A 25,103-nucleotide genomic window follows, 5' to 3' on the forward strand; every position below is an offset into this window, starting at 1 on the left:
CCTCTACACCCCTCCCGACGTTCCCCGCCACCGCTCCCGACGTACATTTAAGAGCCGCCGCCGCGACCGACACCACATGAGCGACGCGCCGACGACTGCGCCCTGCGACGCCTGCGGCGAGGCCACGACGGACGCGCTCGCGCGCACCGTCCGGCTGAGCGTCGACCGGGCGAACATCGACACCCAGCGGCTCTGCCCCGACTGCTTCGCCGACTGGATCCAGCGCTACCAGGACCGCCTCGGCTCCGGCGACGACGGGGGCGACGAGAGCTCCGAGATCATCGTCGACTGAGGCCGAACGCGTTCGCGTCGGCCGGCAACGTCCGTCTCGACCGCCCGTCTTAAGCCCCGGCGGGACGGACGCCGTGGTAATGGATCTCGCCATCGACGCCCCGACCCCGGCGGCGCCAGACTGCGCCGACGACGGGACGTGGCTCGCGTGTATCGCGTGCGACGAGACGTTCGCCCCGTTCGAGGCGGTGCGCTACACCTGTGACGAGTGCGACGGCCTGCTCGAAGTCCGGTACGACGACCCCCCGACGTTCGACGAGTTCGGGTCCGGCGCGTCCTCCGACGGCCCCGACCGCGGCGTCTGGCGCTACCGCGAGGGGCTCCCGTTCGACCTCGGCGTTACCCTCCCCGAGGGCGACACGCCGCTCCACCGCGTCCCGCGCATCGAGGAGGCGGTCGGCGTCGACGCGCTTCGGATCAAACACGAGGGGATGAACCCCACCGGCTCGTTCAAGGACCGCGGGATGACCGTCGGCGTCCGCGTCGCGAAGGAGCTGGGCGTCGGCGCGCTCGCGTGCGCCTCCACCGGCAACACCTCGGCCGCGCTCGCGGCCTACGGCGGCCGCGGCGGGATGCAGACCCTCGTCCTCCTCCCGGAGGGGAAGGTCGCCGCCGGGAAGATCGCGCAGGCGAGCCTCCACGGCGCGCGCATCCTGGAGGTCGACGGCAACTTCGACGCGTGCCTCGACATCGTCCAGGAGCTGGCCGCCCGCGGCGAGGCGTACCTGCTCAATTCGCTGAACCCGTTTCGGCTGGAGGGGCAGAAGACGATCGGCTTCGAGATATTAGAGGAGTTCTACGCCGACTACGGGACGTTCCCGGACCGCATCGTCCTGCCCGTCGGCAACGCGGGCAACACCTCGGCGCTGTACAAGGGGTTCCGCGAGCTCGTCCAGTCGGGCGCGCTCGACCCCGACGAGGTCCCCAAGCTCACCGGCGTCCAGGCGGAGGGCGCCGCGCCGATGGTCGAGGCGGTCGAGGAGGGGAACGACGAGATCCGCCGCTGGGAGGAGGTCGAGACGCGGGCGACCGCGATCCGCATCGGCAACCCCGTCAACGCGCCGAAGGCGCTCCCCGGCATCCGGAACACCGGCGGCACCGCCGTTGCCGTGAGCGACCCGGAGATCACCGCCGCGCAGCGCCACCTCGCCAGCGAGGGCGTCGGCGTCGAGCCCGCCTCCGCCGCGAGCCTCGCGGGCCTCAAGAAGCTCCGGCGCGAGGGCGTCGTCGACGACGACGAGCGCGTGGTCTGCCTGACGACCGGCCACCTCCTCAAGGACCCCGACGCCGCCTACGAGGCCGGCGGCGACCCCGAGCCGGTCCCGAACGACGCCGACGCCGTCGTCGACCACCTCCACGACTGATCGCCCGACGGGGCCGGTCGGTGCGGCCGCCCACCTCCCGCTCTCGACCCGCGCCCTCGACACCCCAGAGCCGTTGGCGCTATCACCGATTGCCGAACACGTCGCCCCGACAGTTTGTATTAAGTAGTAAACACTTGAACGACAGACAAGTTGATAGACGTCCCGACGACCGCACCGCTCGCCGCGCTCGCCGCCGTCGTTGCGGTCTGTGCGACGGCGGTCGCGTTCGACTCCCGCGACGAGTCGGGCGGTCGCGCCGCGGTCGCGTTCATGGCCGCGATCGCCTGGTGGTCCGCGGGGCTGTTCGGCGAGGCCGTCGCGACGACTGAGGCCGGGAAGCTGTTCTGGCTCAACGTCCAGTACCCCGCGACCGCGGTCGTCCCGGTCGCGGCGGTCGCGTTCGTCGCGTCCTACCTCGGCTACGACGCGTGGCTCTCCCGGCGCCGCCTGCTCGCGCTGCTCGCCCCGCTCGCCGCGTTGACCCTGCTGAGCTGGACGAACGATGTCCACGGGCTGGTCCGGACCGGGACCGACCTCGTCGCGGTCGGCTCGGGGACGGTGCTCGTCCGGGAGTTCGGCCCGGTGTGGTGGGTCGGCTGGCTCTACTCGCAGGTCCTGCTCGTCGGGACGTTCGCGACGCTCGCGTACGGCGTGTACGACTCGGCGCCCGCGTTCCGCGCGTCCGCGGGGCTGCTGCTCGTCGGCTCTGCCGCGCCGTGGGGCGCGCAGTTCGTCGTGCTCGGGGGCGGCCCGGCGTTCCGGCCCGAACTCCTGTTCGTGCTCACGGGCGTCGCATTCACGATCGCGGTCCGGCGGGGGCGGACGCTGGGCGTGACGCCGGTCGCCCGGCAGGTGACCCTGGAGGCGGTCCCCGACCCGATCGTCGTCGTCGACCGAAGCGGGCGGATCGCGGACGCGAACCCGGCGGCCCGCGCGTGGCTCGGCGAGGGCGTCGCGGTCGGCGTCCCGATCGCGGACGCGCTCGCCGACGCCCCGGAGGTCCGCGCCGCGTACCGCCGCGGCGAGGCCCCTGACGAACCGCTCCGCGTCGAGGTCGCCGGCGAGCCGCGGTTCGTCTCGCTCTCTGCCGTTTCGCTTCCGACGCTCGGCAGCCGCTCGCAGGGGACGGTGTTGCTGTTTCGCGACGTGACCGACTCGGAGCGCAACCGGCGGGACCTCGAAGTGGCGAACGACCGGCTCCAGACGCTGACGCACGCGCTGGCGCACGACATTAAGAACCCGTTGACGGTCGCGGACGGGTTCACGGACCTCGCGACCGCGGGCGACGAGGCGGCGGCCGAGCGGGTCGAGAGCGCTCACGACCGGATCTTCGAGATCGTCGACGAGACGCTCGCGGCCGTCGACCACCCGGACCCAGACGCCGGTGCCGAGTCGTTCTCGTTCGCGGCCGCGGCCGAGGCGGCTTGGCGGACCGCCGAGACGGCGGGAGCGACGCTGACGGTGGCGGGCGACGAGTCGTACGCCGCGGACAGGACTGCGGTGCGGAGCGTCTTGGAGAACCTCTTCCGGAACGCGGCTGTCCACGCCGGGTCCGACGCGACCGTCGCCGCCGTCGCGCTCGACGGCGGGTTCGCGGTCATCGACGACGGCCCCGGCGTCCCGCCGGCGGAGCGCGACCGCGTGTTCGACCGGGGCTACACGACTGCGGACGAGGGGACCGGGATCGGCCTCGCGTCGGTCGCGGCGCTCGCCGAGTCGCACGGCTGGACGGTCGGCGTCGGTGCGGGTCGCGGGGCCGCAGAAGGGGAAGCCTGCCTGTCGGACACGACGGTCGGCGACGGCGCGGCGTTCGTCGTCGCCTTCGGGGATCGACCGATCGAAGCCGTCGCGTCGCCCGTCGTCGCCGACGCGGACGCGCTCGTCGCGGTCTCGGAGTCGCCCGCGGCGGAGTCGTAGCCCGTCCGGGGACGGTCTGATCTCTTCTCCGGGGCTGCGCAGTACTCGCCGCCTACTCGGCGAGTCCCGCGTTACTCGTCCGCACGCCCGTCGGCGCCGTCCAGGGTGATCTCGGTGATCTCGACGACGCGGTCGTCCGCGAGCAGCTCCTCGGTCGCGGCGTCGGGGACGGCCGAGTCGAGGTTGTAGACGGTGAGCGCCTCCCCGCCCTGCGTCTCGCGGCCGTTGAACATCCCGGCGATGTTGACGTCGTGGTCGCCGAGGACGGTCCCGATGAGCCCGATGACGCCGGGCTCGTCGGTGTTTCGCGCGACGAGCATGTGGCCGTACGGGACCGCGTCGACCCGGAACCCGTCGATCCGGACGATGCGGGCGTCCTCGCCGGCGAACAGCGTTCCCTCGACCGCGATCTCGTCGTCGCCGTTGTGGACGGTGACGCGCACGAGGCTCTGGAAGTCGTCGGTCTGCCGGGTCTTCGACTCGGTCACCTCGATGCCGCGCTCCTCGGCGAGCCGCGGCGCGTTCACCGCGTTCACCTGCCACTCCAGCGGCTCGAAGACGCCCTTCAGGGCGCTCGCGGTGACGAGGTCGACGTCCTCCGCGGCGATGTCGCCCTCGTAGGTCGCCTCGACCCCGGTGATCCGACCGTCGAGCAGCTGGGCGGCGACCTTCCCGGCGGTCTCGGCCACGTCGATGTACGGCTCGATTCGCGGGAACGCGCTCTCGTCGACCGAGGGCGCGTTGAGCGCGGTGAGGACCGGCTCGTCGTCGAACGCCGCGAGGACGGCCTCGGCGGTGTCGACCGCGACGTTCTCCTGGGCCGCCTCCGTCGACGCGCCGAGGTGCGGGGTCAAGACGATCTCCTCGACGTCGAGCAGCGGCGAGTCCTCGGGGAGCGGCTCCTCGGCGAAGGAGTCGAGCGCGGCGCCGGCGAGGACGCCGTCCTCGACCGCCTCAGCGAGCGCATCCTCGTCGACGATGCCGCCGCGGGCGCAGTTGATGAGGTAGCCGCCCTCCAGCTTGGCCAGCTCGGCCTCGCCGATCATCCCCTCGGTCTCGGGGAGAAGCGGGGTGTGGATCGTCGCGAAGTCGCCCACGGCGAGCGCGTCGTGGAGGTCCTCGACGAGCTCCGCCCCCATCCGGTCGGCGCGCTCCTCAGAGATGTACGGGTCGTAGACGACGAGGTCCATCCCGAGCGAGTCGAGGCGCTTGGCGACTTCCTGCCCGACGCGGCCGAGGCCGACGATGGTGAGCGTCTTGTTGTTCACCTCGGTACCGAGGAACTCGCCTTTCGCCCACTCGCCGCCGATCAGGCGACCGTGCGCCTGCGGGATCGAGCGCGCGACGGCGAACGTCATCGCGACGGTGTGCTCGGCGGCGGCGCGGACGTTCCCCTCGGGGGCGTTTGCGACGATGACCCCGTGGTCGGTCGCGGCCTCGATGTCGATGTTATCGACGCCGATGCCCGCCCGGCCGACGATGACGAGCTCGCTCGCGGCCTCGAAGACCGCCTCGTTCACGTCGGTTCCGGACCGCACGATCAGCGCGTTGGCGTCGGCTGCGACGTCGAGCAGCGCCTCCCCCTCCGCCTCGTAGTCGGTGACGACCTCGTGGCCGGCGTCTCGGAGTCGGTCCAACCCCGCGTCCGCGATGGGGTCGGTCACGAGTACCTTCATGTCGAAACGCACCCGCGGCGCGGGGTTAACGCTTTCCTCATCGCGCCGTTTTGCCGCCCGAACGGATCCGCGCTCGTGGGTATCGACCCCTCTGTTTCGACTGGAGAATGCGCGTTCGTGGGTATCTTCGCCGCCGGTACTCCCTTTTATATTGGGCCGCACGTTCCGCGCATGAACCTCACGATCGCGTTCGTCGGCGTCGGCGCCATCCTCGCGCTGACCGCGGTGAGCGCCTTCTTCTCCAGCTCGGAACTCGCGGTGTTCTCCGTCCCCGGCCACCGGATCGACTCGCTCGTCGCGACCGACGCTCCCGGCGCCCGGGCGCTGTCGGCGCTGCGCGACGACTCCCACCGGTTCCTCGTCACGGCCTTGGTGAGCAACAACGTCGCCAACATCGCCGCCGCGTCGGTCGCGACCGCGGTGTTCGTCCGGTTCGGCTTCTCCGGCGGCCAGGCGGCCACGGGGTCGACGCTCGTCACCTCGGTGTTCGTCATCGTCTTCGGCGAGATCGCGCCGAAGTCGTACGCCGTCGCCAACGCGGAGCGACACGCGCTCCGGGTCTCCCGGATCGTCGTCGCGGTCCAGCGCGTGCTCCGTCCCGTCCTGTACGTGTTCGAGGCGGCCTCCGGCGTCGTCAACCGCTTCACCGGCGGCGAGTCCGCCATCGAGTCGTACCTCACCCGGGAGGAGATCGCGACGCTCGTGCGCTCCGGCGAGGTCGCGGGCGCGCTCGACCCTGACGAGGGCGCGATGATCCGGGGCGTCCTCGATCTGGAGACCACCACCGTCGCCGCGGTGATGGTCCCCCGGACCGACGTGGTCGCGCTCCCCGACACGGCGACCCCGGCGGACGCGCTCTCGCGGGCCGCGAGCGAGGGAGTCACCCGGATGCCGGTGTACGGCGAGAACCGCGACGACGTGGTCGGGGTCGTCGACGTCCGCGACGCGATCCGCGCCGACGAGAGCGGTGCCGACCTCGCGAGCGCGCTCAGCGAGCCGGCGTTCGTCCCCGAGACGAAGCCGCTCGACGAGCTGTTCACGGAGATGCGCGCGAGCGAGACGCGAATGGTGATCGTCGTTGACGAGCACGGCGCGGTCGTGGGAATCGCGACGTTGGAGGACCTCTTCGAGGAGGTCGTCGGCGAGCTGGTCGGCCGCTGGGAGACGGACGCGGTCGACGTGGTCGCGCCCGACGCCGCCGTGGTCCGCGGCTGGACGACGGTCGGCCACCTCAACGAGGCGCTCGGCCTCTCGCTGCCCGCGGACGCAGGCGTCGAGACCGTCGCGGGGCTCGTCACCCGTCAGCTCGGCCGGCTCCCGAAGGAAGGTGACCGCGTCGCGGTCGGCGAGGTCACGCTCGCCGTCACCGGCGCGACCGCGACCCGGGTCACGCGCGTCCGGGTCGAACACGCCGACGAGAACGGGTTCGCGGTCGACGCGTCTGTCGGTCCCGACGGCGGTGACGCCGGCTCGCTCGGGCCCGAGTGACCGCCGCTCCCCCGACGCTGCGGTCTCCACACACATTACCAAACATACATGTGATTCCGACGGTTCCCGAGAGACACGTCTCTGATCATGGTGAGCCGTTGGGCGTGTGGCCGGTGCGGGTTCGTCGCGTGGACGCGGGACCGCTCGGAGATGGTCGACGTGACCGGGTCCCACCTGCTCGCACACGACTCCGACGCGCTCTCTACGTCTGACTTCCGTGTAAGTTGGGACTGCCCGTACTGCGCCACGGCCAAGACCACCTACGACAGCGGCGGCGCCGTTGCCGAGTTCAAAAGGCACCTGTACGAACACGTCGCCGACCGGGTCGCCGACGGAACACACGTGGCCGAGCGGGTCAACTGGGACGGGGTCGTCCGCGTCGACGCGTCGGCCGCCGGCGACGAGGCCGACGCGCTCCGGACCCACTTCCACGCCGCCGCGGGGCTCGTGGTGGCCGTGACCCCCTCCCCGGAGCGGCTGGTCCGCGCGCTCGACGAGGCCCTCGACGCGTGGCCACGGCGGGCGGTGATCGTCAGCACCGGGGAGTACGACTTCGAGGCGACGCCCGATGTGGACTTCGAGGGCCGGAACGTCGAGATCGTCGAACTCGACCCGCGGCTCTCCCCGGCCGAGGTCGGCGAGACGGTCTCGCGGATCCTCGACGACAACCACGAACCCGGCGAGCGCGTCTCGCTGGAGGTGAGCGTTTTCCACCAGATCGTCGCCGCCTTCGACGTCGAACGGTCGGTGGCCTTCGTCCGTATGCTCGCCGCGCGCCTTGCCGACGCGGGCGGCGTCTTACAGCTGTACGTCGACGCGGACGCGGACCGTAACGTCGCCACCGTTCTGAACCTCCTCGACGAGACGATCGACCTGACGGTCGCGGTCGACGACGGGCAGTTCGTTCGGCGGCCGTGACTGCGGGAACTTGTCTCCCGTTCCCCGTCCTCGCTCACCCGTCGTAATCGCCCTTCACTCGGCGTCGCTGGGTCCAGTCACTCGGCGTCGCTGCGCTCTCACTCGTTGTAGCTCTCCGTGTAGTCCGCGGGCCAGCGGACGTAGACGTACTCCACGTCGCGGTCCGCGGCCGCCTCGACGACGGCCCGCTTGAACCGCCGCAACACCGCCCTGGCGCGCTCCCGCGCGGCGTCGGAGGCGGCCTCGTCGCCGGCGAGCGCGCGGAGGTTCCGCTTGATGTCGACCCCGAGGGCGGAGTCGGTCTCGTCGTCCGGCAGACCGTCCCCAGTCCCGCTCGTCGAGGCGATCCGGGGCAGGTACGCGGCGGCGAGATCGGCGACCAGCCGGTCGCGGTGGTCGAGCGCGTCGATCAGCCACTCGACCGCGGTCGAACGGTCCGCCGCGGTCGGGTCCGCGGATTCGAGGAGTTCGCAGTACAGCCACGCCGCGTACCGCTTGGTCTCGGTGTCGACGCGCTCCTCCGATCCCGCGGTCGCGTCGGCGGGCGCTGCCCTCCGGTCGGCTCCGGTTCGCTCCGCGGCGACTGCCCGGAACACCGCGAGCAGCCCGTCGGCCTCGAAGGGTCGCTCCGCGAGGAGCCGGTCGCGGACATCGCCCGCCGGGACGGCGTCCGCCTCGGCGATCACCGCGGCGACGGACCGCGCGGCTGCCCGGCGAACCGATGCCGAGGGGTCCCGCAGCGAGCCGAGCAACACGCCGGTCGCGTCCCGGCGACCGAGCGCTCCGAGCCGACGCACGACGGCGAGCCTGAGTCCCTCGTTGCCGCGCCGTGCCGCGCGCGCGAGCAGTTCGACCGCGTCGTCGCTCTCTATCGTGACAAGCGCGTCGACCGCGGCCCCGCGCACCAGGTCGTTCCGCGCGTTCACGAGCGGGCGAACCGCTTCGACCGCCTCCCCGCCCACCCGCGCGTACCCCCTGACGGCCCGAGCGCGGACCCGCGCGTCGCCGTCATCGAACGCCTCGCGGAGCCGGGGGGCGGCGCCCTCGTCGCCGACGGTCGACAGTCCGGTCGCCCCCAGCATCCGATACGCGGCCCGGTCGTGTCTCAGCCACCGCGAGAACGTCTCGGCAGCCCCGCTCGTCTTCCCGCTTCCGTCCTCGGCGCCGCCGCCTCGCCGGTCGGCAACCCGCCGCCCCAGTCGGTCGAGGTGGTCGTCGCCGTGGAAGTACAGCGACTCGATCGCCGCCGCGCGGACGGTCTCGTCGGGGTCGTCGAGCGCCGCCTCGAACAACCCATCCACGATCCGGCTCGCGGCGGCGCTCATCGAACTGGACGGGCTGCCGAGCGCCTCCGCCGCCTCGCGTCGCGTCGACGCGTCGAACCGCCGATCGAGCCGCGCCAACGCCGGGGGATCGTCGTCGGTCGGCCGCCCGCCGCGCCCGGTGCCGCCGCTCTCCGCCGATCCATCGGCCCCGTCCGGTCGTGGCCTGTCGTCCATCTGTGAACACCTCACCGATCCGGTAGATTAAACGTATGGCCGCGGCTATCACCGATGAGAATCCGACGCGACCGGCGCGCGGTGCCGCGTTATTCGAGTCCGAACCCCCGGACGACACCGTACTCTGGCCCGGACGCGGTAAGCGCCGACTTCACCAGCCGAATCTCGTCGACCGAGAACGTCCCGACTTCCGGATCTCCCGCGTCGAGCACGTTTCGGACCGCCTCTGCCCCGGTCGCGCTCTCCACGCGGGCCAGCGTCACGTGCGGCGTGAACGCGTGGTCTTTGGGGTCGACGCCGAGCGCGGTCGTCTCCGCTTCGAGCGCCTCGTAGAGCGCGGCGAGGTCGTCGCCGCCGCGGCCGACGCCCGCCCAGGCGACCGAGACGTACTCGCGGTTCGGAAAGACGCCGAGGCCGCGGATCTCGGCCTCGAAGGGGGAGACCGCGGCGCGGTCGACGGCGCGCTTGCCGGCGGCGGCCACGTCGTCGAGGGTGGGATCGCCCTCGTCGTCCTCCGTGCCGATGTCGCCGAGGAACTTCAGCGTCACGTGCGCCTGTTCGGGGTCGACCGGGTTGACGCCCGACGCGTCCGCGAATGGGGCCTGTGCCTCCGCGACGGCGGGCGCGAGCGAGTCCGGGAGGTCGACGGCGAAGAACGCTCGCATCTCGGTCGCCGGATCGGCCGAGCGACGGATACCGCTTGTGGTGGTCGAACCAGCGCCCTACATAAATACCACCGTATCAGTCCGGCATAATTCCCAGTAGTGACCCTCCCATACTCGCATGTGATGGCCACCACCGACTCCGCGCGACCGGACCCGCCCTCGGAGCGTCGGGCGCCGGCGCGCGAGATGTCGAGCGTCGCCCGCTCGGCGGACGGTCGCCGGATCGCCTACGCGACGTACGGGCCTCCCGACGGCGACCCGGTCGTCTTCTTCCACGGGACGCCCGGGTCCCGCCGGCTGGGCGCGCTCCTCGAACCGGCGGCGCGAGCGAACGATGTCCGCGTGATCGCGCCCGACAGACCCGGCTACGGACGCTCGCCCCCCCAGTCGGGTCGGACCGTCGGCGACGCCGCCGCGTCCGTGCGGCCCGTCCTGAACGACCTCGGAGTCGAGCGCGCGGCCCTCGTCGCGTTCTCCGGCGGCGCGCCCTACGCCCTCGCGACGGCCGCGTCGCTCGGCGACCGGGTCACCGGCGTCGACCTCGTCGCCGGCGCGACGCCGCCGTCGTTCGGCGACGACACGCCCGCGGTCCAGCGCCTCCTGTCCGGTCTCGCGGCCGCGACGCCGTCGGTCCTCGGGGCACTGCTCCGCGGTCAGGCGTGGGTCGCGTCGCGCGCGGACCCGTCGTTCGTGGTGGCCCAGTACGCCGAGGACGCCGACGCCGTCCCCGAGGACGCCGCGACCGTGGTGAAGGAGGACTTCCTCGCGGCGTTCGAGCGCCACCGGAACGGCGCGGTCACCGAGTTCCGCGACGCCGGCAGCGACTGGGGGATCGACCTCGACGCGGTCGACGCCCCGGTGCGCCTGTGGCACGGGACCGACGACGCGAACGTCCCCGTCGCCGGGGCGGAACGACTGGCCGAGGCGCTTCCGACCGCCGAACTCCGCGTCCTCGACGGCGCGGACCACCTCGGGACGCTCCTCCGGGCCGCCCCCGAGGCGCTGTCGCGTTCCCGCTGATCGCTGGCTCTCCCCCCGAGTTCGCCCCTGAAACGCCGTTTCGTCCCCACTGATCAATCCGGCCCTGCCCGAGTCCGTCCCCGAGACGCCGTTGCGTCCCCGCTGACCGGTTCGGCCCTCCTCTCCGACCTCGTCCCGGGTCCCTCCCGCGGGCGGTCCCGAACCACGCGGATTGATGTACGGCACGCTCGAACGTCGAGCGACGGCGTCATGAAACGGATCAGGTTCTCGGCCGCCTACCCCGAGCGGCTCCGCCACCCCCTCCACGAGGCGATCGCCGCCGACTCGCCGATCCGTCGCGCGGAGCTGCTGATGTGGAGCCCGACGGCGGACGCGACGACGCTGCTCTGGTTCGACGGCGACCGCGACGTGACGGCGTCTGCCCTCGACGCGCTCGACTCGCTGGTCGCGAGCAGCCTCGTGAGCGACGTCGACGGGACCTACGCGTTCCTTCGGCAGGACGCCTACGAGTTCCCGGCGGCGCTCCTCGACACCGTCGCGGCGTCGCGGGTGATCTTCCTCCCGCCGGTCGTCTTCCGCGAGTCGGGCGACGTCCGGTTCGAGGCAGTGGGCGCGACGGCGGCGCTCAGCGAGTTCCACGACGACCTCGCGACCCTCGCCGACCTCACTATCGAGTGGGTCCACGAGTTCGAGCGCCGACGGGAACCGTCGCGGCTGACCGACCGACAGCGCGCGGCGCTGGAGACGGCGGTCTCGACGGGGTACTACGAGGTTCCGCGCGAGGGGACCGTCGCGGACGTGGCGGCCGCGCTCGGCTGCGCGACGAGCACGGCCGGCGAACTGCTCCGGAAAGCCGAGGCGGCGGTCGTCGAGCGCGCCGTCGAATCGGCGTGACGGCCGCCGCCGTCCCGGACGCCGACCCGCCGTCGGTTCACAGCCGCTCGCGGAGCGTGTCGGCGGTCGCGTCGCCCACGCCGTCGACGTCGGTGAGGTCGTCCCGGGAGGCGTCGCGGACGTTCTCGACCGAGCCGAACCGCCGGAGGAGGCGGCGGCGCGTCTCGGGGCCGACCCCCGGCACGTCGTCGAGGACCGTCCTGACCTCGTCGCGGACGGTCTGGTGGTAGGAGACGGCGAACCGGTGCGCCTCGTCGCGCACGCGCTGGAGCAGGTGGAGCTCGGGGGCGTCGTCGTCCCAGCGCCGGGTCCCGGTCGGAGTGACGACCAGCTCCTCCGCCTTCGCGAGGGCGACGACGGGCACGTCCCACCCGGTCTCCGCGAGCGCGTCGCGGGCGGCCCCGAGCTGCCCCTCGCCGCCGTCGATGAGGAGGAGGTCGGGGTCCGGGCGGTCGTCCTCGCCGGCGAGCGCGCGCTCAGCGCGCCACCGGACCAGCTCGCGCATGTTCGCGTAGTCGTCGTTGCGTTCGGTGAGCTTCTTCCGGCGGTAATCGGCCGTCTCCGCGCTCCCGTCGACGAAACACACGTCGGAGCCGACCACGGCGGTGCCCTGCGCGTGGCTCACGTCGAACCCCTCGACGCGCTCGGGGCGGGCGATCCCGAGCCGGTCGCCGAGCGCGCCCACGGGGTCGTCGCGGGCGCCGCGCTTCCGGGCGTTCTTCAGCGCGAGTTCGACGAGCTTCGCCTCGCGGCCGGCGCCCGGGACCCGGACCGCGACCCCCTCGCGCTCCAGCCAGTCGACAACGTCCCGGTCGGCGGGTCGTTCGGCGAGGAGGACCGCGTCCGGGAACTCCCGCTCGGCGTAGTACTGCGCGAGGAACGCGCTGAGTACGGCGGCGGGGGTGTTGGCGTCGGGGTCCGCCGGGGTCGCGTCGCCGCCGGAGGCCCCCGATTCGGCCGCGTCCGCCACCGCCGCCGCGTCCAGCTGGTGGCGGCTCCGGTCGACCAGTTGCCCGCGCTCGCTGTGGAGCCGGGCCACCCGAGCCGTGTCGCCCTCGACCGCGGCCGCCAGCACGTCGACGGTGCGGTCGTCGTTCCGGTCGCTGACGGCCTCGCCCCCCTCGCCGTGGAACGCCTCGACCGCTTCGAGGCGGTCGCGGAGGTTCGCCGCGCGCTCGAACTCGTTCGCCTCGGCCGCGGCCTCCATGCGGCGTCGGAGGGGGTCGGCGAGGACGCCCGTCTCGCCCTCGAAGAAGCGCCGCGCGGCGGCCACGTCCTCGGCGTACGCCTCCGGCGATATCTCGCCGGTACACGGCGCCGAACAGATGCCCATCTCGTAGTCGAGGCAGGGGCGGTCGCGCCCCTCGTACTTGTGGTCCGAACAGCCGCGCAGCCGGTACTCGTCGCGGACCGCCTTCACCACGGTCTCGACGCGGCCCACGTCTGTGAACGGGCCGTACGCGACCGCGCCCGCCTCGGGGTCGCGGGTCACCTCGATCCGGGGCACCTCGTGGTCCGAGAAGGCGACCAACGGGTACGACTTGTCGTCCTTCAGCCGGACGTTGTACCGCGGGCGCAGCCGCTTGATGAGGTTCGCCTCGAGCAGCAGCGCCTGCGTCTCCGTGTCGGTGACCGCGAACTCGACCCGGTCGGCGCGCTCGACCATCCCTCGGATCCGGCCCGAGCGCGGGTCCGCGTACGACCGCACCCGGTCGCGGAGGTCGAGCGCCTTCCCGACGTACAGCGTCGTCTCCCCCGCCCGGAACTGGTAGACGCCCGGCTCCGTCGGGAGGTCTCGGGCCCGCTCGCGCACCGCGCCGGCGTCCATCGGTCTCGGATCGCCGTAGCCGCCCGACGCCATTGAACGCTGCGGGGGCGAGCCGAAGCGAGGTCACGGTCCGTTCATGTCACTTCGCGAACTGGGTAGTTATCAAACCTGAGTCACGGGGAGAACCGTTTATGCCGATGCTTGGGGGAGAGGGAAACAGATATGACGGGAGTTCGAGGGCTGTTACGGCGCGTGCTCGGGCGGGGAGGTGACTCCCGGTCGGTCCCCGACGGGGGCGTCGTCGTCGGGGAGCCCGCGGGGACGGACGACGCGACGGTCCCGGCCGGCGAGTCCGGTGGCCCGAGCGACGAGGAGTACAGCGTCACCGAGGCGGACGGCGTGGACCGGACCAAGACCTTAGGGGGTGCCGGCTTCGCCGAGGTGTTCAACGCCACGGGCGTCCCGACGTTCATCCTCGACACCGAGGGGAACGTCGCCGAGTGGAACGAGTCGCTCGCGGCGCTCACCGGCGTCGACCGCGCGGACGCCCTCGGCCACGACTACGCCTCGGAGCTATTCTACCCCGACGGTCGGCGCGCCGACACACTCGCGGACAAGGTGCTCGACGCGCCCGAGGACGCGGACGAGGTGTACGATGTCGAGCGGTCCGGATCGGCACGGATCCGCTACCGCGACACGAGCACGATGGTCGACCGCCACGGCGAGGAGAAGCACATCGAGTTCACCGCGACCCCGATGTACGACGGCGACGAGTTGGTCGGCGTGACTGAGGTCGTCATCGACCGCACCGAGAACGTCAACGAGCGCGAGGCGACGGCGGAGCTGGTCGCCGAGATCCGCCAGACCGCCGAGGAGATCGGGGAGGGAAACCTAGAGGCCCGCGCCGTCTGCCGCGAGGAGTGCGAAATTCTCAACGAAGAGCTGTTGAGCGTCATCGGCGTCGTAAACCGGATGGCGGAGAACCTCCAGACCCTCTCCGAGAGCGTCCACGAGAAGGCGCGCGACCTCGACGGCACCGTCGAGGAGGCGAGCGCCGCGGCAGCCGACATCGCCGAGAACGTCGACGAGCAGAACGAGCTCTTAGAGGAGAGCGTCTCGGAGATGCAGTCGTTCTCCGCGGGGATGGAGGAGGTCGCGGCGACGGCTGACCAGGTCGACTCCGCCGCGGTCGCGGCCGCCGACGCCGCCGACGAGGGGTTAGACGCCAGCGAGGACGCCCGCGAGGCGACCGAGGACGTGGTGGAGATCGGCGACGAACTCGTCGAGAGCGTCGGCGCGCTCTCCGAGCGCATGGACGACATCGAGGAGGTCATCGAGGTCATCTCCGACGTGGCCGAGCAGACGAACCTGCTCGCCCTGAACGCCAACATCGAGGCCGCCCGCGCCGGCGAGGGCGGCGACGGCTTCGCGGTCGTCGCCGAGGAGGTGAAGAAGCTCGCCGACGAGACCCGCGGCTACACCGAGGAGATCACGGAGAGCCTCGACAAGCTCCAGGCGCAGTCCGCGGAGACCACGACCGCGGTCGAGCGCTCGCACGACCGGATCGAGGACGCGGGCACCGAGATCGAGACGGTCCTCGACTCGCTCGAAGAGATCGCTGACGCGGTCGACGAGGCGGCCGCGGGCGTCGCGGAGGTCGCGCGCACCACCGACGACCAGGCGGCGACCGTCGAGGAGCTCACCTCGTCGCTGGAGGCGGTCCGCGAGCGCTCCGACCGCACCGAGGAGGCGACCGAACGCATCGTCGACGCCACCGACGACCAAGAGGCGGCCGTCGACGAGCTGATCGCCCGCGTCGAACAGCTCGACGCCAGATAACTCCCCTACCGCCCCCAGTCCCGTCCGCTTTCGCTCCCCCGTTCTCTCGGCACCGCCGAACGTTTAACCCCGCTCAGCCCCCACAAAACGTATGTCCGTTACGCCGCCCGGGCCGCTCGGCGACCCCCTGTTCGGGAACGGTCGCCAGTTCGCTGACGACCCCTTCGGTTTCCTCCGCGCCTGCGCCGACAGCTACGGTGACGTGGTGCGGCTCGACCTCGGTCCCAGAGAGACGTACCTGCTCACGAACCCCGCCGACGTCGAGCGCGTGCTCGTCGCCGACGCCGAACGCTACCGGAAGCCCCAGTTCGGCGACGACGCGATGGACACGCTGCTCGGCGACGGTCTCCTCATGAGCGACGGCGACACGTGGCAGCGCCAGCGCACGCTCGCGAACCCCTCGTTCCACAACCGCCGGATCGGCGCGCTCGACGGGACGATGGTCGACCACACGGAGTCGCAGCTCGCGGACTGGGCCGACGGCGAGGTCGTCGACATCCAGCTCGAGGTCGCCCGCCTCACCGTGAAGATCATCGTCTCGGCGATGTTCGGCGCCGACATCACCGACGAGGAGGTGAAGACGGTCCAAGAGAACTTGGAGCCGCTCGGCGCGCGGTTCGAGCCCGACCCGCGGCGGTTCCTGATCCCGAACTGGGTGCCGACCCGCGAGAACCGCGAGTTCGACGCCGCGATCGACACCCTCGAATCCGTCATCGACGGGATCGTCGACCGCCGCCGGGGCACGGAGCGCGACCCGAGCGTCGACCCCGCCGGCGCGGAGGGCGTCGCGGTGCCCGGCCCGGCCGGGGACGGCGACGGCGACCTGCCGATGGACCTGCTCTCAGTCCTCCTACGCGCCCGCGACCGCGGCGAGCAGACCGACGAGAACCTCCGCGACGAGCTGGTGACGATGCTGCTCGCCGGCCACGACACGACCGCGCTCGCGCTGACGTACACGTTCTACCTGCTCTCGAATCACCCTGAGGCTCGTCGCGAGGTCGAGCGCGAGGCCGAGACGGCGACCGCCGACGGCCCGCCGACCGCGGCCGACGTCCGCGACATGGCGTACACCGAGCGCGTGCTCAACGAGTCGATGCGCCTCTACCCGCCCGTCTACACCCTGTTTCGCGAGCCGAAGCTCGACGTGAAACTGGGGGGGTACCGGATCCCGGAGGGGTCCGCGCTGATGGTGTCGCAGTGGGTGACCCACCGGTCCGAGCGGTGGTACGACGCCCCCGAGACGTTCGACCCCGACCGCTGGACGCCCAAGCGCCGGAGCGAGCGCCCCCGGTTCGCCTTCTTCCCCTTCGGCGGGGGCCCGCGCCACTGCATCGGGAAGGCGTTCTCGCTGCTGGAGGCGAAGATCATCCTCGCGGAGATCTGCTCGCAGTTCGAACTCGGCTACGAGGGACCGGACCTCTCCTTGCGCGGCTCGCTCACCATGCACCCGAGCCATCCGGTGCCGATGCGGATCCGCGAGCGGTAGATGTCCGCCCCCGCCGACGCGTACTGCGCCCGGTGCGGCGATCCGCTCTCGAGCGGTCTCGTTGCGACCGACCGCCGCGCCTGCTGTCTCAACGCCACCCCGATCGCGGGCGTCTGCCCGACCCACGGGCCGGTGGGGCCGCACCACGCGGTCGAGGAACCGGACGCGGTCGACGACGCGTAACCTCCGGTTCGCCCTACAGATCGACCGTCGCCGCGACCTCCCGGTACTCCGGGTCCCACGCGTCGAGCGCATGGACGCGCCACCGGACCGGGTCGAACTCGGTCTCGACGAGGTCGGCGACCGCGCCCGGTTCCGGGTCGCCGCCCCGCGCCAGCGTCACGTGCGGGACGTACGCGTCGCCCTCGATTCCCTCCACCGTCCCGAACGCCGCACAGAGCCTGCGGTGAAGCCGAACGAGCCCGTCGCTCTCGACCGTCAGATACACGATCGGCCGCGACCCCGACCGCGGCGCGTCGAAGACGTCGCTCCCGGTCACGGCGACCTCGAACGGGTCGGCGGGCGCGAGCGGTCGACGAAGGCGTTCGCGCAGCCGGTCGAGGGCCTCCTGACGAGGCGGGACGGGTCGGTCCCCTCCACGTTCCTCGCCCCCCTCGCCCTCTCCGCGTTCATCGCCCCCGTCGCGCTCTCCGCGTCGCACGTTCTCGACGCCGAAGCGCTTACAGACGAGGGTGTGACGCTCGCGGACGCGATCGAACCCCGTCAGTTTCGGGTGGAGATCGCCGGCGAGGCGGTCGATCGCGGGCGGGAGCGGGACGTTGAGGCTGAACACGTCGGCGTCCGCCTCAGATCCGATCGGTGAGGTGTAAGGCGATCACGACGACGAGCGCGATCCCGATCAGCGTCGGGAGGGCGTCGAGCAGCCAGAAGGCGACCTCGAGGACGGCCCCGACGATCTCTAGGAGAAGCCACACGACGACGAGCAGCAGCACGATCTTCAGGAGGTCGTCGGTGTCGATCTCGGCGCGGTTCATGGCCGGACGGGGGTGCGGCAGCGATAAAAAGACGGTGGTAAAACCGGGCGCTCGCTACGCGATCTTCTCGTACTGCTCGGAGAGCTTCTCGGCGGCCTCGTCGAGCAGTTCGGCCTCGTACTCGTCGAGGTCCCACTCGACGACCTCCTCGACGCCGTTCGCGCCGAGCTTCGCGGGGACGCCGAGCGCGGTGTCGTCGTAGCCGTACTCGCCGTCGAGCACGACCGAACAGGGGAGCACCTCGCCGGTGTCGTTGAGGATGGCCTCGACGGTGTGGGCGACGCCGGTGGCGGGTCCCCACTGCGTCGCGCCCTTCCGGCTGATCACGTCCATCGCGGACTCCTGGAGGTCCGCGAGGATCTGCTCTTTCTCGTCGGCGTCGAACGACGGGTCGCGGCCGTCGACGCGCACCTTCGAGAAGACGGGCGCCTGCGCGTCGCCGTGTTCGCCGAGGATCGTCGCCTCGACGTTCTGGACGGGCGCGTCGAAGCGCTCGGAGAGGACGTAGCGGAAGCGCGCGGAGTCGAGCCGGCCGCCGAAGCCGACCACCTTGTGGCGGTCGCGGTCGCCCGCCTCGTAGAGGTGGCGGTTGAGCAGATCGACCGGGTTCGAGGTGGTGACGGTGACGAAGTCGTCGTTGTGCTCGGCGATCGAGGACCCGATGTCCTCTATGATCGGCGCGTTGTCGCCGGCGAGGTCGATCCGGGTCTGCCCCTCCTTGCGCGGGATGCCCGCCGTGATGACGACCACGTCCGAGCCGGCGGTGTCCTCGTACTCGCCCTGCCGGACGGTCGTGTTCGAGTCGTACGCGACGCCGTGGTTCGCGTCGGCGGCCTGTCCGATCGTCGTCTCGCGCTGGTCCGGAATGTCGACGAAGACGAGCTCGTCGACCACGTCGCGTAACGCGAGGTTGTAGCCGGCCGCGGCTCCGACGGTCCCCGCCGCACCGATAACGCTGACCTTTGTCATACCGTGTAGATTCGCGACCGGCCGGTGAGTAAACGTTTCGGAACCCCGCTAACGTTCGTGACCGTCGTCGCGAAACCCCTAACTCCCGCGGCGTCGAAGCGTCGCCTCGTGCCGACGTTCCGCTACCCGTGCCCCGGCTGTCGGACGACGAACAGCCTTCACGACGCCGACTGTGAGTTCGAGGGCGTGAGCTGGCCGACCGTCGAGAAGGCGTACACCGACCTCCTGTCGGTGCTGTCCGCGGAGCCCGACGGCCTCCCGGAAGCGGCGCTGCGGGACGCGGTCCCGGCGGAGTGGGGCGGGCTCCACAAGGCCGCGCTCGGCGCGCTCCGCCGCGACCAGCGCGTCGTCGAGGACGGCGACCGGCTCCGCCTGCTCACCGCCGCGGAGTTCAAGGAACGCGTCTCGGAGCCGACTCGCGACCCGATGCGCACCGTCTACGAGCACGGCTCGGTCCCGGGCTGTCACGACAACGCGGTGTTCGCGATGGTGGCGTGGTACGAGATGGTCGGGCTCTCGTGGCCCGAGACCCGCGAGAACGTGATCGAGTGGCTCCGCGAGTCGGGCGCGTGGGACCGCGGCGGCTTCGAGGAGTCGACGCCCGGCGAGCTCGTCGACGCCAAGCGCCACGTGTACGACGAGGGGTACGGCTGGAAGGAGAAGGGACAGGCCGCGAAGCGCGTCATCGAGCGGCATCTGTAGCGCCGGTTCGTCCGGAGCGCGGACCGGACGGACCGCCGCCCCACGACAGCTTTACCCCCGCCGTCGCCGTCGTACCCGACGAATGGCCCTCGACCTCGTTCCCGCGTGGCCCGCCGTCGGCTCCCTCGCGGGCGGGGCGGGGGCGCTCGCGCTCGCGTGGGCGATCCGCGAACACCGCGGCCGCCCCGGCGTCGACTGGTTCCTCGGCGTGTTCGCCGCGCAGGCGACGTGGTGTCTCTCCTACGGCGTCGGCCTGCTGGTCTCCGAACCGGCGATCCGAGCCGCGCTGGAGGCGACGATGTGGCTGGGCGTGATCTGGACAGGGATCGCCTTCCTCGGGTTCGCACTGGAGTACACGGGCCGGAGCGACGTGGTCCGGAGCCGCCTGTTCGCGGCGGTCGTTGGGTTCGGCGCACTCTCGTCCGCGCTCGTCGTCACGAACTCGCTCCACGGTGTCTTCTGGACCGACTTCGCGCGCGACCCCGTCTTCGGCGTCGAGACCGTCTCGTACGCGTTCGGGCCGTGGGCGTACCTGACGGTCGCCGCGGAGACGGTCCTCGTCGCCAGCGCCGTGTTCCTCCTCGTCGACACGCTGCTCAGCTACGGGCCGCTGTACCGCCGCGAGAGCGCCGCGGTCGCGCTGAGCTCGCTGCCGCCCGGGTTCGCGCTGGTCGCGTGGGCGCTGGCGCTCGGCCCGGTGCCCCAACTCCAACTCGCGCCGGTGATGTTCGTCCCGCACCTGCTCCTCGACGCGTACGCGTTCGACCGCGCGGAGATGTTCGACCGGAACCCGACCACCAGCCGCGCCGCGGAGCGCACCGCGATCGACGACCTCCGCGACCCCATCGTGGCGCTGGCGCTCGACCGCCGCATCGTCCGGATCAACCCCGCGGCCGAAACGGTGCTCGGCGTCGACGCCCAGACCGCCCGCGACCGCCCGCTCGCCGATTTCCTCGATCTCCCGGTCCGCATCGGCGACGCGGGCGAGGGCGAACCGGACGGCGGCGAGTCCGGCCCGGACGACGAAGCGGGCGGTTCCCGCGAGACGGTCGAGATCGACGCCGGCGACGGCGCCCGCAGCCGCACGTACGCGGTGTCGGTCTCCCGGCTCACCGACCCCAACGGTACCCACGTCGGGTACACTCTCGTCCTCTCGGACGTCACCGACCGCGAGCGCCGACGCCAGCAGCTGGAGGTGCTCAACCGCATCCTGCGTCACAACCTCCGCAACGACGCGGGCGTCGTCCGCGGGTACGGCGAGATCCTCCGCGATCGCGTCGACGACTCGGAACTCGTTCAGATGGCCGACGCGGTCGAGCGTCGCGCGGGCGCGCTGGCCGCGCTCGGCGAGAAGGCCGGGACCGTCGAGCGGCTGCTCGAAGATCGGGACCCCGAGCCGACGGACGTGCGCGACCTCGTGACATCGGCCGTCGCGGACGCCCGTGGCCGCGACGACGCGGCGATCGAGCTCGTGGTCGACGGCGAGCCGACGACCGCCGACGGCGGGGCGGCGACTTCCGTCGGCGAGCGGACGACCGGAGACGCCGACGCCGACGAGTGGGTCACGCGGGTCCGGCTCGACGCGCTCCGCGCGGTCGTCGAGAACACGGTGGAGAACGCGCTCGATCACCACGACGGTCAGGGAACAGAACGCGATGACGGCGGGGCGTGGGTGCGGGTCGCGCTCCGTCGAGAGGAGCGCGGAGGCGACGGCGGCCACGAGGGCGAGGGCGACGCGCGGTTCGTGCTCACCGTCGCGGACGACGGGCCCGGGATCCCCGAGCACGAAGTCGAGGCGGTCGAGTCGGGGCGGGAGACCGCCCTCGAACACGGCTCCGGGCTGGGCCTGTGGGTCGTCGCGTGGGGCGCCGCCGCGGTCGGCGCCGACGTCGAGTACGCCGACCGGGAGCCGCGGGGGACGCGGGTGACGGTGTCGGTTCCGGTCGTGGACGATCTATAAGACGTGTGACTCGCCGTACGCCTGTGCCTTCAGACGATCGTAGCGCTCTCCCGAGTCGAGTACCCACTTACACTCGAATCCGGGCGGTGGGGTGCCAGTCGAGGAACGAGCGAGTCTCTTCGACCCCGAAGCGGATCGTTTCGCGGCCGTACGACGGTGAGAGGCCAATCTCCTCGAATAGATTCAAAAAGAACTCCTGACGGTCGTCTCGGTGTCGTATCCGTATTGCTGCTCTCGGTTCGCCGTACTCCTGAACATCGAGACACCCGTCACAGACGTACCACATCTTGGCGATCCGTGGCGTCAGCGATAGACTCTCTGGGAACCGCTTCTCGCCGGATCGGTACCACCGACGAAGTGACCGCATGAACGGGTGGGATCGCGATATGACGGTATACCTATCGTGATAGTTCTCAGCCCTCGCATTTGGACTGAACCCCGATTCACGGTTACTATGTGCCAGCTCCGCTGCCGTCTTTTTTTAATCGGACACCGGTCTCAACACCCCCATCTCGTGGTCGAACCACTCCAAGGATTGCTTGTTAACCATCGAGAGACGGAACAGGCCGTGAGCACCGTCGTTCGTCTTTGGGACGGCCCCGTCACCCATGAAACAGCCGACGAGGATCTCGCGAAGGTACGTGGGTGTTTCGAGGTAGTAACAGCTTCCGCGTGCCCAGTGACTACCGACCCGCTTGAACGACTCTCCGCATCCTGGACACGCTTCCCTCGGTAATTTACTCGCTCTGAATCCTCGGTGCAAGCATATACGTTGCCTGTCCGAGCCCCTCGGCGAAGCCGTAGTGGAGCTTGACGGGGAACTCCTCGCCGAGCTCGACGGTGACCTCGGCGTCGGAGGGGATCGCCTTGTTCATGTCCTTGAGGTAGTCGAGGCTGAACAGCGAGTCAGCGGGGCCGGCGGTGAGCGCGATGAGGTCCTCGCGGTCGAGCTTGAGGTTCACGTCGTCGGTGTCGCCCTCGGCCTCGATGAAGAACGCCTCGTCGCCCTCGTCGACGCGGAGGCGGATGTGGTCGGAGACCATGTCGGCGGCCTTGATCCCGCGGTCGAGCTGGGCGCCCTCGACGACGATCTCGGAGGCGAGATCGAGGTCCGGGATGTCCGGCTCCTGGCGGATCGAGTCGGGGTCGATGAGCGCGAGGGTGTACGAGAGGCCGTCGATCTCGATGTGGAGCTTGCGGGTCTCCTCGTCGAGTTCGAGGTGGATCAGGTCGCCCGAGTTGGCCATGCCGGCGATGTCCTCCAGGCGGGCGAGGTTGACGCCGATGACGCCGCCGTCGGCGTCGTAGGACTCGAACGCGGCCGCCTCCAGCGTGAGGTCGACCATGCCGACGTTGGCGGGGTCGACGGCCCGGATGGAGAGCTCCTCCTCGTTCAGGCGGATCTTACACTCGTCGACCAACACGCTCACCGAATCGAGCGCGTCCTGAAACGTCGACGCGCCCACGATGGCCTTGAACATATACGTTCGGCTAGGGCGGTATCCCCTAAAAAGACACCCGATCGGGTCGGCACGGAAACGCTCAAACCGACCGGATGAGCCGGGCGACGACGACCCCGAGCGTCACCACGGCTCGCAGCGGGCGGAGCCGTTCGAGCCGGTATTCGAGGGTCTCCGCCTCGTCGGCGTCCCGGCCTCTCGCCTCCGCGTCCGCGCCGTCGTCCGCCGGATCGCGCGTGAGGTCGCGGGGCTCCTCGCTACCGGGGCCGCGGGGCGCTCCGTCGCCGGGGTCGGGCGGCTCGGATCGGCCCGTCCGTCGGGGCGCCGTCGGCCGGCTCCGCGAGCGGTGTCGGGTTCACGTCGGTGCGCTCGGGCGCTGGCAGTGGCTCGTCGACCGTGTGTGGCCTGCGCCGCGCCAGGCGGTACACGACGGTACGAGGGTAATTCATGAGTAGACGAGCCGAACGCAAGACGGAACTGAAACTCGTCCGCGCGGGATCGGGCTCCCGGACCGATCGCGCCGGTCGTCGCGCGCGGCCCTCAGACGAGCGGCTCGACGAGGTCGCGCCCCTCGGCGAGCAGGTCGTCGACGGCCTCGTCGGAGTCGGCCTCGGCGTACACCCGGAGCTTCGGCTCGGTGCCCGAGGGGCGGACGAGCAGCCACGAGCCGCTCTCTAAGAGGAGCTTGAACCCGTCGAGCGTGACGACCTTCGCTACGGGGGACCCGCCGACTGCCTCCGGGATGTGGTCCTCCAGCTCGTCGAGGACCGCTTCCTTCCGGTCGTCCGGGCAGTCGAGCGACACTTTTCCGGCCGCGATGTGGCCGTGCTCGTCGAGCAGGCGGTCGACGCGCGCGTCGAACGGCTCGGCGGCGTGGGTCGCGGCCGCGAGCAGCCCCATCAGCACGCCGTCCTTCTCCCGGACGTGACCGCGGAGGGTGAACCCGCCGGACTCCTCGCCGCCGAACAGCGCGTCGTGCTCACCCATCGCCTCGGCGACCCACTTGAAGCCGACCGGGGTCTCGTACACCGCCTCGCCGTGCGCCTCGGCGATGCGGTCGACGAGGAACGTCGTCGAGACGGTGCGGACCGCGGGCCCGGAGTCGGTCTCCAAGAGCCGGTCGTAGCAGGCGGCGTAGAAGAGGTTCGCGTCGAGGACGCCGCGCTCGGGCGTGACGACCGCGATCCGGTCGGCGTCGCCGTCGTTGGCGATCCCCAGATCCACGTCGCTCTCGGGGTCGGTGACGCGCTCGGCCAGTTCTCCGAGGTGTTGGGCCGACGGCTCGGGGGAGTCGCCGCCGAAGGTCACGTCGCGCTCGCAGCGCAGGCGCTCCACCTCCGCGCCGGCCGACTCGAGGAGCGCGTCCGTGACGCCGCGCCCGCTCCCGTGCATCGCGTCGTACGCGACCGTGAGCCCGTCGAGGTCGACGCCGTCCCCGTCTCCGGCGACGCGGCCGACGACCTCGCGGGCCGCGTCGGCGTGTTCGCTCACGAGGTCGACCCGAGAGATGTCGCCGCGCTCGGCTTCGGGGAGCAGGTCGGGCTCGGCGAGCCGGTCGACGACATCCTCGGTCACGTCCGGCAGCGCCGGCGCGCCGTCGTGCGGGATGAACTTCACGCCGTTGTACTCGGGCGGGTTGTGCGAGGCGGTGATCATACACGCGCCGGCCAGTCCGCGGTCGACGATAGCGTGGGCGATCACCGGCGTCGGCGCGTCGCGCTCGGGGAGGATCACGTCGAAGCCGTTGCCCGCGAACACCTCCGCGAGGCTCTCGGCGAACCCCTCCGAGGTCTCGCGGGCGTCGTACCCCACCGCGACCGGTTCGTCGTGCCCCGCCGCGTCGAGGTGGTCGGCGATCGCCTGTCCCACGATCCGCACGCGCTCGTCGGTGAACGTGTCGAGTGTCGCGCGCCACCCGTCCGTGCCGAAGGCTATCTGGTCCATGTCGGCCACGTCGGCGGCGGGGACAATAATGCCCCGTGTCGGCCGCGAAGGTTGCGCGAGCGGATCGCCCGCGGCTATTGATAAATAAACCGCGGCGGCGCGTGCCTCCGAACGCCCGCAGGGCGTGAGGAGCACGCGCGAGGGAGTCGGACCGGCGCGATAATGAGTATGAAAACTTTTGTTAGTTAAGCTTGATAGAAGAGTAATGGAGCGCTCACGTCGAAAAGAGATTGAGCATCACTTGACTGAGGAAGAAATCGATGAACTGCTACGTGAGGCCGAAGACG

General features: G+C 71.3%; 22 protein-coding genes. 12 read left to right on the forward strand and 10 right to left on the reverse strand.

Translation table 11 applies throughout. From position 1 onward, the window contains the following. Positions 1–76 precede the first annotated feature (76 nt). The 3 genes from EXE52_RS16710 (at position 77) to EXE52_RS16720 (ending at position 3,572) form a co-directional block, all read left to right on the forward strand. Complete coding sequence (locus EXE52_RS16710; RefSeq protein WP_049932009.1) at positions 77–292, forward strand: hypothetical protein; 216 nt, start codon at positions 77–79, stop codon at positions 290–292. Positions 293–371: 79 nt separating this feature from the next. Continuing rightward, complete coding sequence (thrC, locus tag EXE52_RS16715; protein WP_049932011.1) at positions 372–1,655, forward strand: threonine synthase; 1,284 nt, start codon at positions 372–374, stop codon at positions 1,653–1,655. A gap of 150 nt (positions 1,656–1,805) precedes the next feature. After that, positions 1,806–3,572 (forward strand): histidine kinase N-terminal 7TM domain-containing protein, encoded by a 1,767-nt coding sequence (locus tag EXE52_RS16720; protein WP_089308522.1) that lies wholly within the window; start codon positions 1,806–1,808, stop codon positions 3,570–3,572. Positions 3,573–3,643: 71 nt separating this feature from the next. Here EXE52_RS16720 and serA read toward each other — a convergent pair whose 3' ends face one another. Beyond that, on the reverse strand, positions 3,644–5,248 hold the full coding sequence (gene serA / locus EXE52_RS16725) for a phosphoglycerate dehydrogenase (RefSeq protein ID WP_049932012.1): 1,605 nt from the start codon (positions 5,246–5,248) through the stop codon (positions 3,644–3,646). 171 nt (positions 5,249–5,419) lie between these two features. Between serA and EXE52_RS16730 the strand changes: the two genes are divergently transcribed. Together EXE52_RS16730 and EXE52_RS16735 are read left to right on the forward strand one after the other, a co-directional pair. Continuing rightward, complete coding sequence (locus EXE52_RS16730) at positions 5,420–6,736, forward strand: hemolysin family protein (protein WP_049932014.1); 1,317 nt, start codon at positions 5,420–5,422, stop codon at positions 6,734–6,736. 87 nt (positions 6,737–6,823) lie between these two features. Then, positions 6,824–7,654, forward strand: a complete 831-nt coding sequence (locus EXE52_RS16735; protein ID WP_086216894.1) for a hypothetical protein — start codon at positions 6,824–6,826, stop codon at positions 7,652–7,654. Positions 7,655–7,752: 98 nt separating this feature from the next. Here EXE52_RS16735 and EXE52_RS16740 read toward each other — a convergent pair whose 3' ends face one another. Then, a complete protein-coding gene (locus EXE52_RS16740) occupies positions 7,753–9,153 on the reverse strand; it encodes a HEAT repeat domain-containing protein (RefSeq protein ID WP_086220249.1) in 1,401 nt (466 codons plus the stop codon). A gap of 89 nt (positions 9,154–9,242) precedes the next feature. Then, positions 9,243–9,818: an RNA 2',3'-cyclic phosphodiesterase gene (gene thpR / locus EXE52_RS16745; protein ID WP_089308521.1), complete on the reverse strand. Its 576-nt coding sequence runs from the start codon at positions 9,816–9,818 to the stop codon at positions 9,243–9,245. Positions 9,819–9,941: 123 nt separating this feature from the next. On the opposite strand from thpR, the gene EXE52_RS16750 reads away from it, so the two are divergent. Together EXE52_RS16750 and EXE52_RS16755 are read left to right on the forward strand one after the other, a co-directional pair. Next, the gene (locus EXE52_RS16750; RefSeq protein ID WP_049932016.1) at positions 9,942–10,838 is read left to right on the forward strand and encodes an alpha/beta fold hydrolase; all 897 of its coding nucleotides are present in this window, start codon (positions 9,942–9,944) and stop codon (positions 10,836–10,838) included. A gap of 210 nt (positions 10,839–11,048) precedes the next feature. Continuing rightward, positions 11,049–11,693: a helix-turn-helix domain-containing protein gene (locus EXE52_RS16755; protein WP_089308520.1), complete on the forward strand. Its 645-nt coding sequence runs from the start codon at positions 11,049–11,051 to the stop codon at positions 11,691–11,693. Between the two features lie 37 nt (positions 11,694–11,730). Here the strand turns inward: EXE52_RS16755 and EXE52_RS16760 are convergent, their stop codons facing one another. Beyond that, positions 11,731–13,521, reverse strand: a complete 1,791-nt coding sequence (locus EXE52_RS16760; RefSeq protein ID WP_137703913.1) for an excinuclease ABC subunit C — start codon at positions 13,519–13,521, stop codon at positions 11,731–11,733. Positions 13,522–13,683: 162 nt separating this feature from the next. On the opposite strand from EXE52_RS16760, the gene EXE52_RS16765 reads away from it, so the two are divergent. The 3 genes from EXE52_RS16765 to EXE52_RS16775 all read left to right on the forward strand — a co-directional run bounded on the left by EXE52_RS16765 (position 13,684) and on the right by EXE52_RS16775 (position 16,969). Beyond that, positions 13,684–15,300, forward strand: a complete 1,617-nt coding sequence (locus EXE52_RS16765) for a methyl-accepting chemotaxis protein (protein ID WP_089308518.1) — start codon at positions 13,684–13,686, stop codon at positions 15,298–15,300. Between the two features lie 91 nt (positions 15,301–15,391). Beyond that, positions 15,392–16,786: a cytochrome P450 gene (locus tag EXE52_RS16770; RefSeq protein WP_049932021.1), complete on the forward strand. Its 1,395-nt coding sequence runs from the start codon at positions 15,392–15,394 to the stop codon at positions 16,784–16,786. Continuing rightward, positions 16,787–16,969, forward strand: a complete 183-nt coding sequence (locus EXE52_RS16775) for a hypothetical protein (protein ID WP_049932022.1) — start codon at positions 16,787–16,789, stop codon at positions 16,967–16,969. A 13-nt stretch (positions 16,970–16,982) separates the two neighbouring features. Here EXE52_RS16775 and EXE52_RS16780 read toward each other — a convergent pair whose 3' ends face one another. Genes EXE52_RS16780 through mdh form a run of 3 tightly spaced genes read right to left on the reverse strand, consistent with a single transcriptional unit; the run spans position 16,983 to position 18,750 of the window. Next, positions 16,983–17,579, reverse strand: coding sequence for a 2'-5' RNA ligase family protein (locus EXE52_RS16780; protein ID WP_089308517.1), 597 nt, complete (start codon positions 17,577–17,579; stop codon positions 16,983–16,985). Positions 17,580–17,592: 13 nt separating this feature from the next. After that, positions 17,593–17,781 carry a hypothetical protein gene (locus EXE52_RS16785; protein WP_049932025.1) on the reverse strand — a complete coding sequence of 63 codons (189 nt, stop codon included), beginning with the start codon at positions 17,779–17,781 and terminating at the stop codon, positions 17,593–17,595. A 54-nt stretch (positions 17,782–17,835) separates the two neighbouring features. After that, positions 17,836–18,750, reverse strand: a complete 915-nt coding sequence (gene mdh / locus EXE52_RS16790; protein ID WP_137703914.1) for a malate dehydrogenase — start codon at positions 18,748–18,750, stop codon at positions 17,836–17,838. 108 nt (positions 18,751–18,858) lie between these two features. Between mdh and EXE52_RS16795 the strand changes: the two genes are divergently transcribed. Then, the gene (locus tag EXE52_RS16795) at positions 18,859–19,452 is read left to right on the forward strand and encodes a hypothetical protein (protein WP_049932148.1); all 594 of its coding nucleotides are present in this window, start codon (positions 18,859–18,861) and stop codon (positions 19,450–19,452) included. 82 nt (positions 19,453–19,534) lie between these two features. After that, entirely contained in the window at positions 19,535–21,412 is a 1,878-nt protein-coding gene (locus EXE52_RS16800) for a histidine kinase N-terminal 7TM domain-containing protein (RefSeq protein ID WP_089308516.1), read from the forward strand. A gap of 67 nt (positions 21,413–21,479) precedes the next feature. Here EXE52_RS16800 and EXE52_RS16805 read toward each other — a convergent pair whose 3' ends face one another. From EXE52_RS16805 to EXE52_RS16815, 3 genes are all read right to left on the reverse strand, one after another. Further along, entirely contained in the window at positions 21,480–21,779 is a 300-nt protein-coding gene (locus EXE52_RS16805) for a hypothetical protein (protein WP_089308515.1), read from the reverse strand. 370 nt (positions 21,780–22,149) lie between these two features. Continuing rightward, complete coding sequence (locus tag EXE52_RS16810; protein WP_089308514.1) at positions 22,150–22,893, reverse strand: DNA polymerase sliding clamp; 744 nt, start codon at positions 22,891–22,893, stop codon at positions 22,150–22,152. A gap of 519 nt (positions 22,894–23,412) precedes the next feature. Next, positions 23,413–24,816: a phosphoglucomutase/phosphomannomutase family protein gene (locus tag EXE52_RS16815; protein ID WP_089308513.1), complete on the reverse strand. Its 1,404-nt coding sequence runs from the start codon at positions 24,814–24,816 to the stop codon at positions 23,413–23,415. Positions 24,817–25,103 lie beyond the last annotated feature (287 nt).

The organism is Halorubrum sp. CGM4_25_10-8A, assembly GCF_005435025.1.
GTDB lineage: Archaea > Halobacteriota > Halobacteria > Halobacteriales > Haloferacaceae > Halorubrum > Halorubrum ezzemoulense.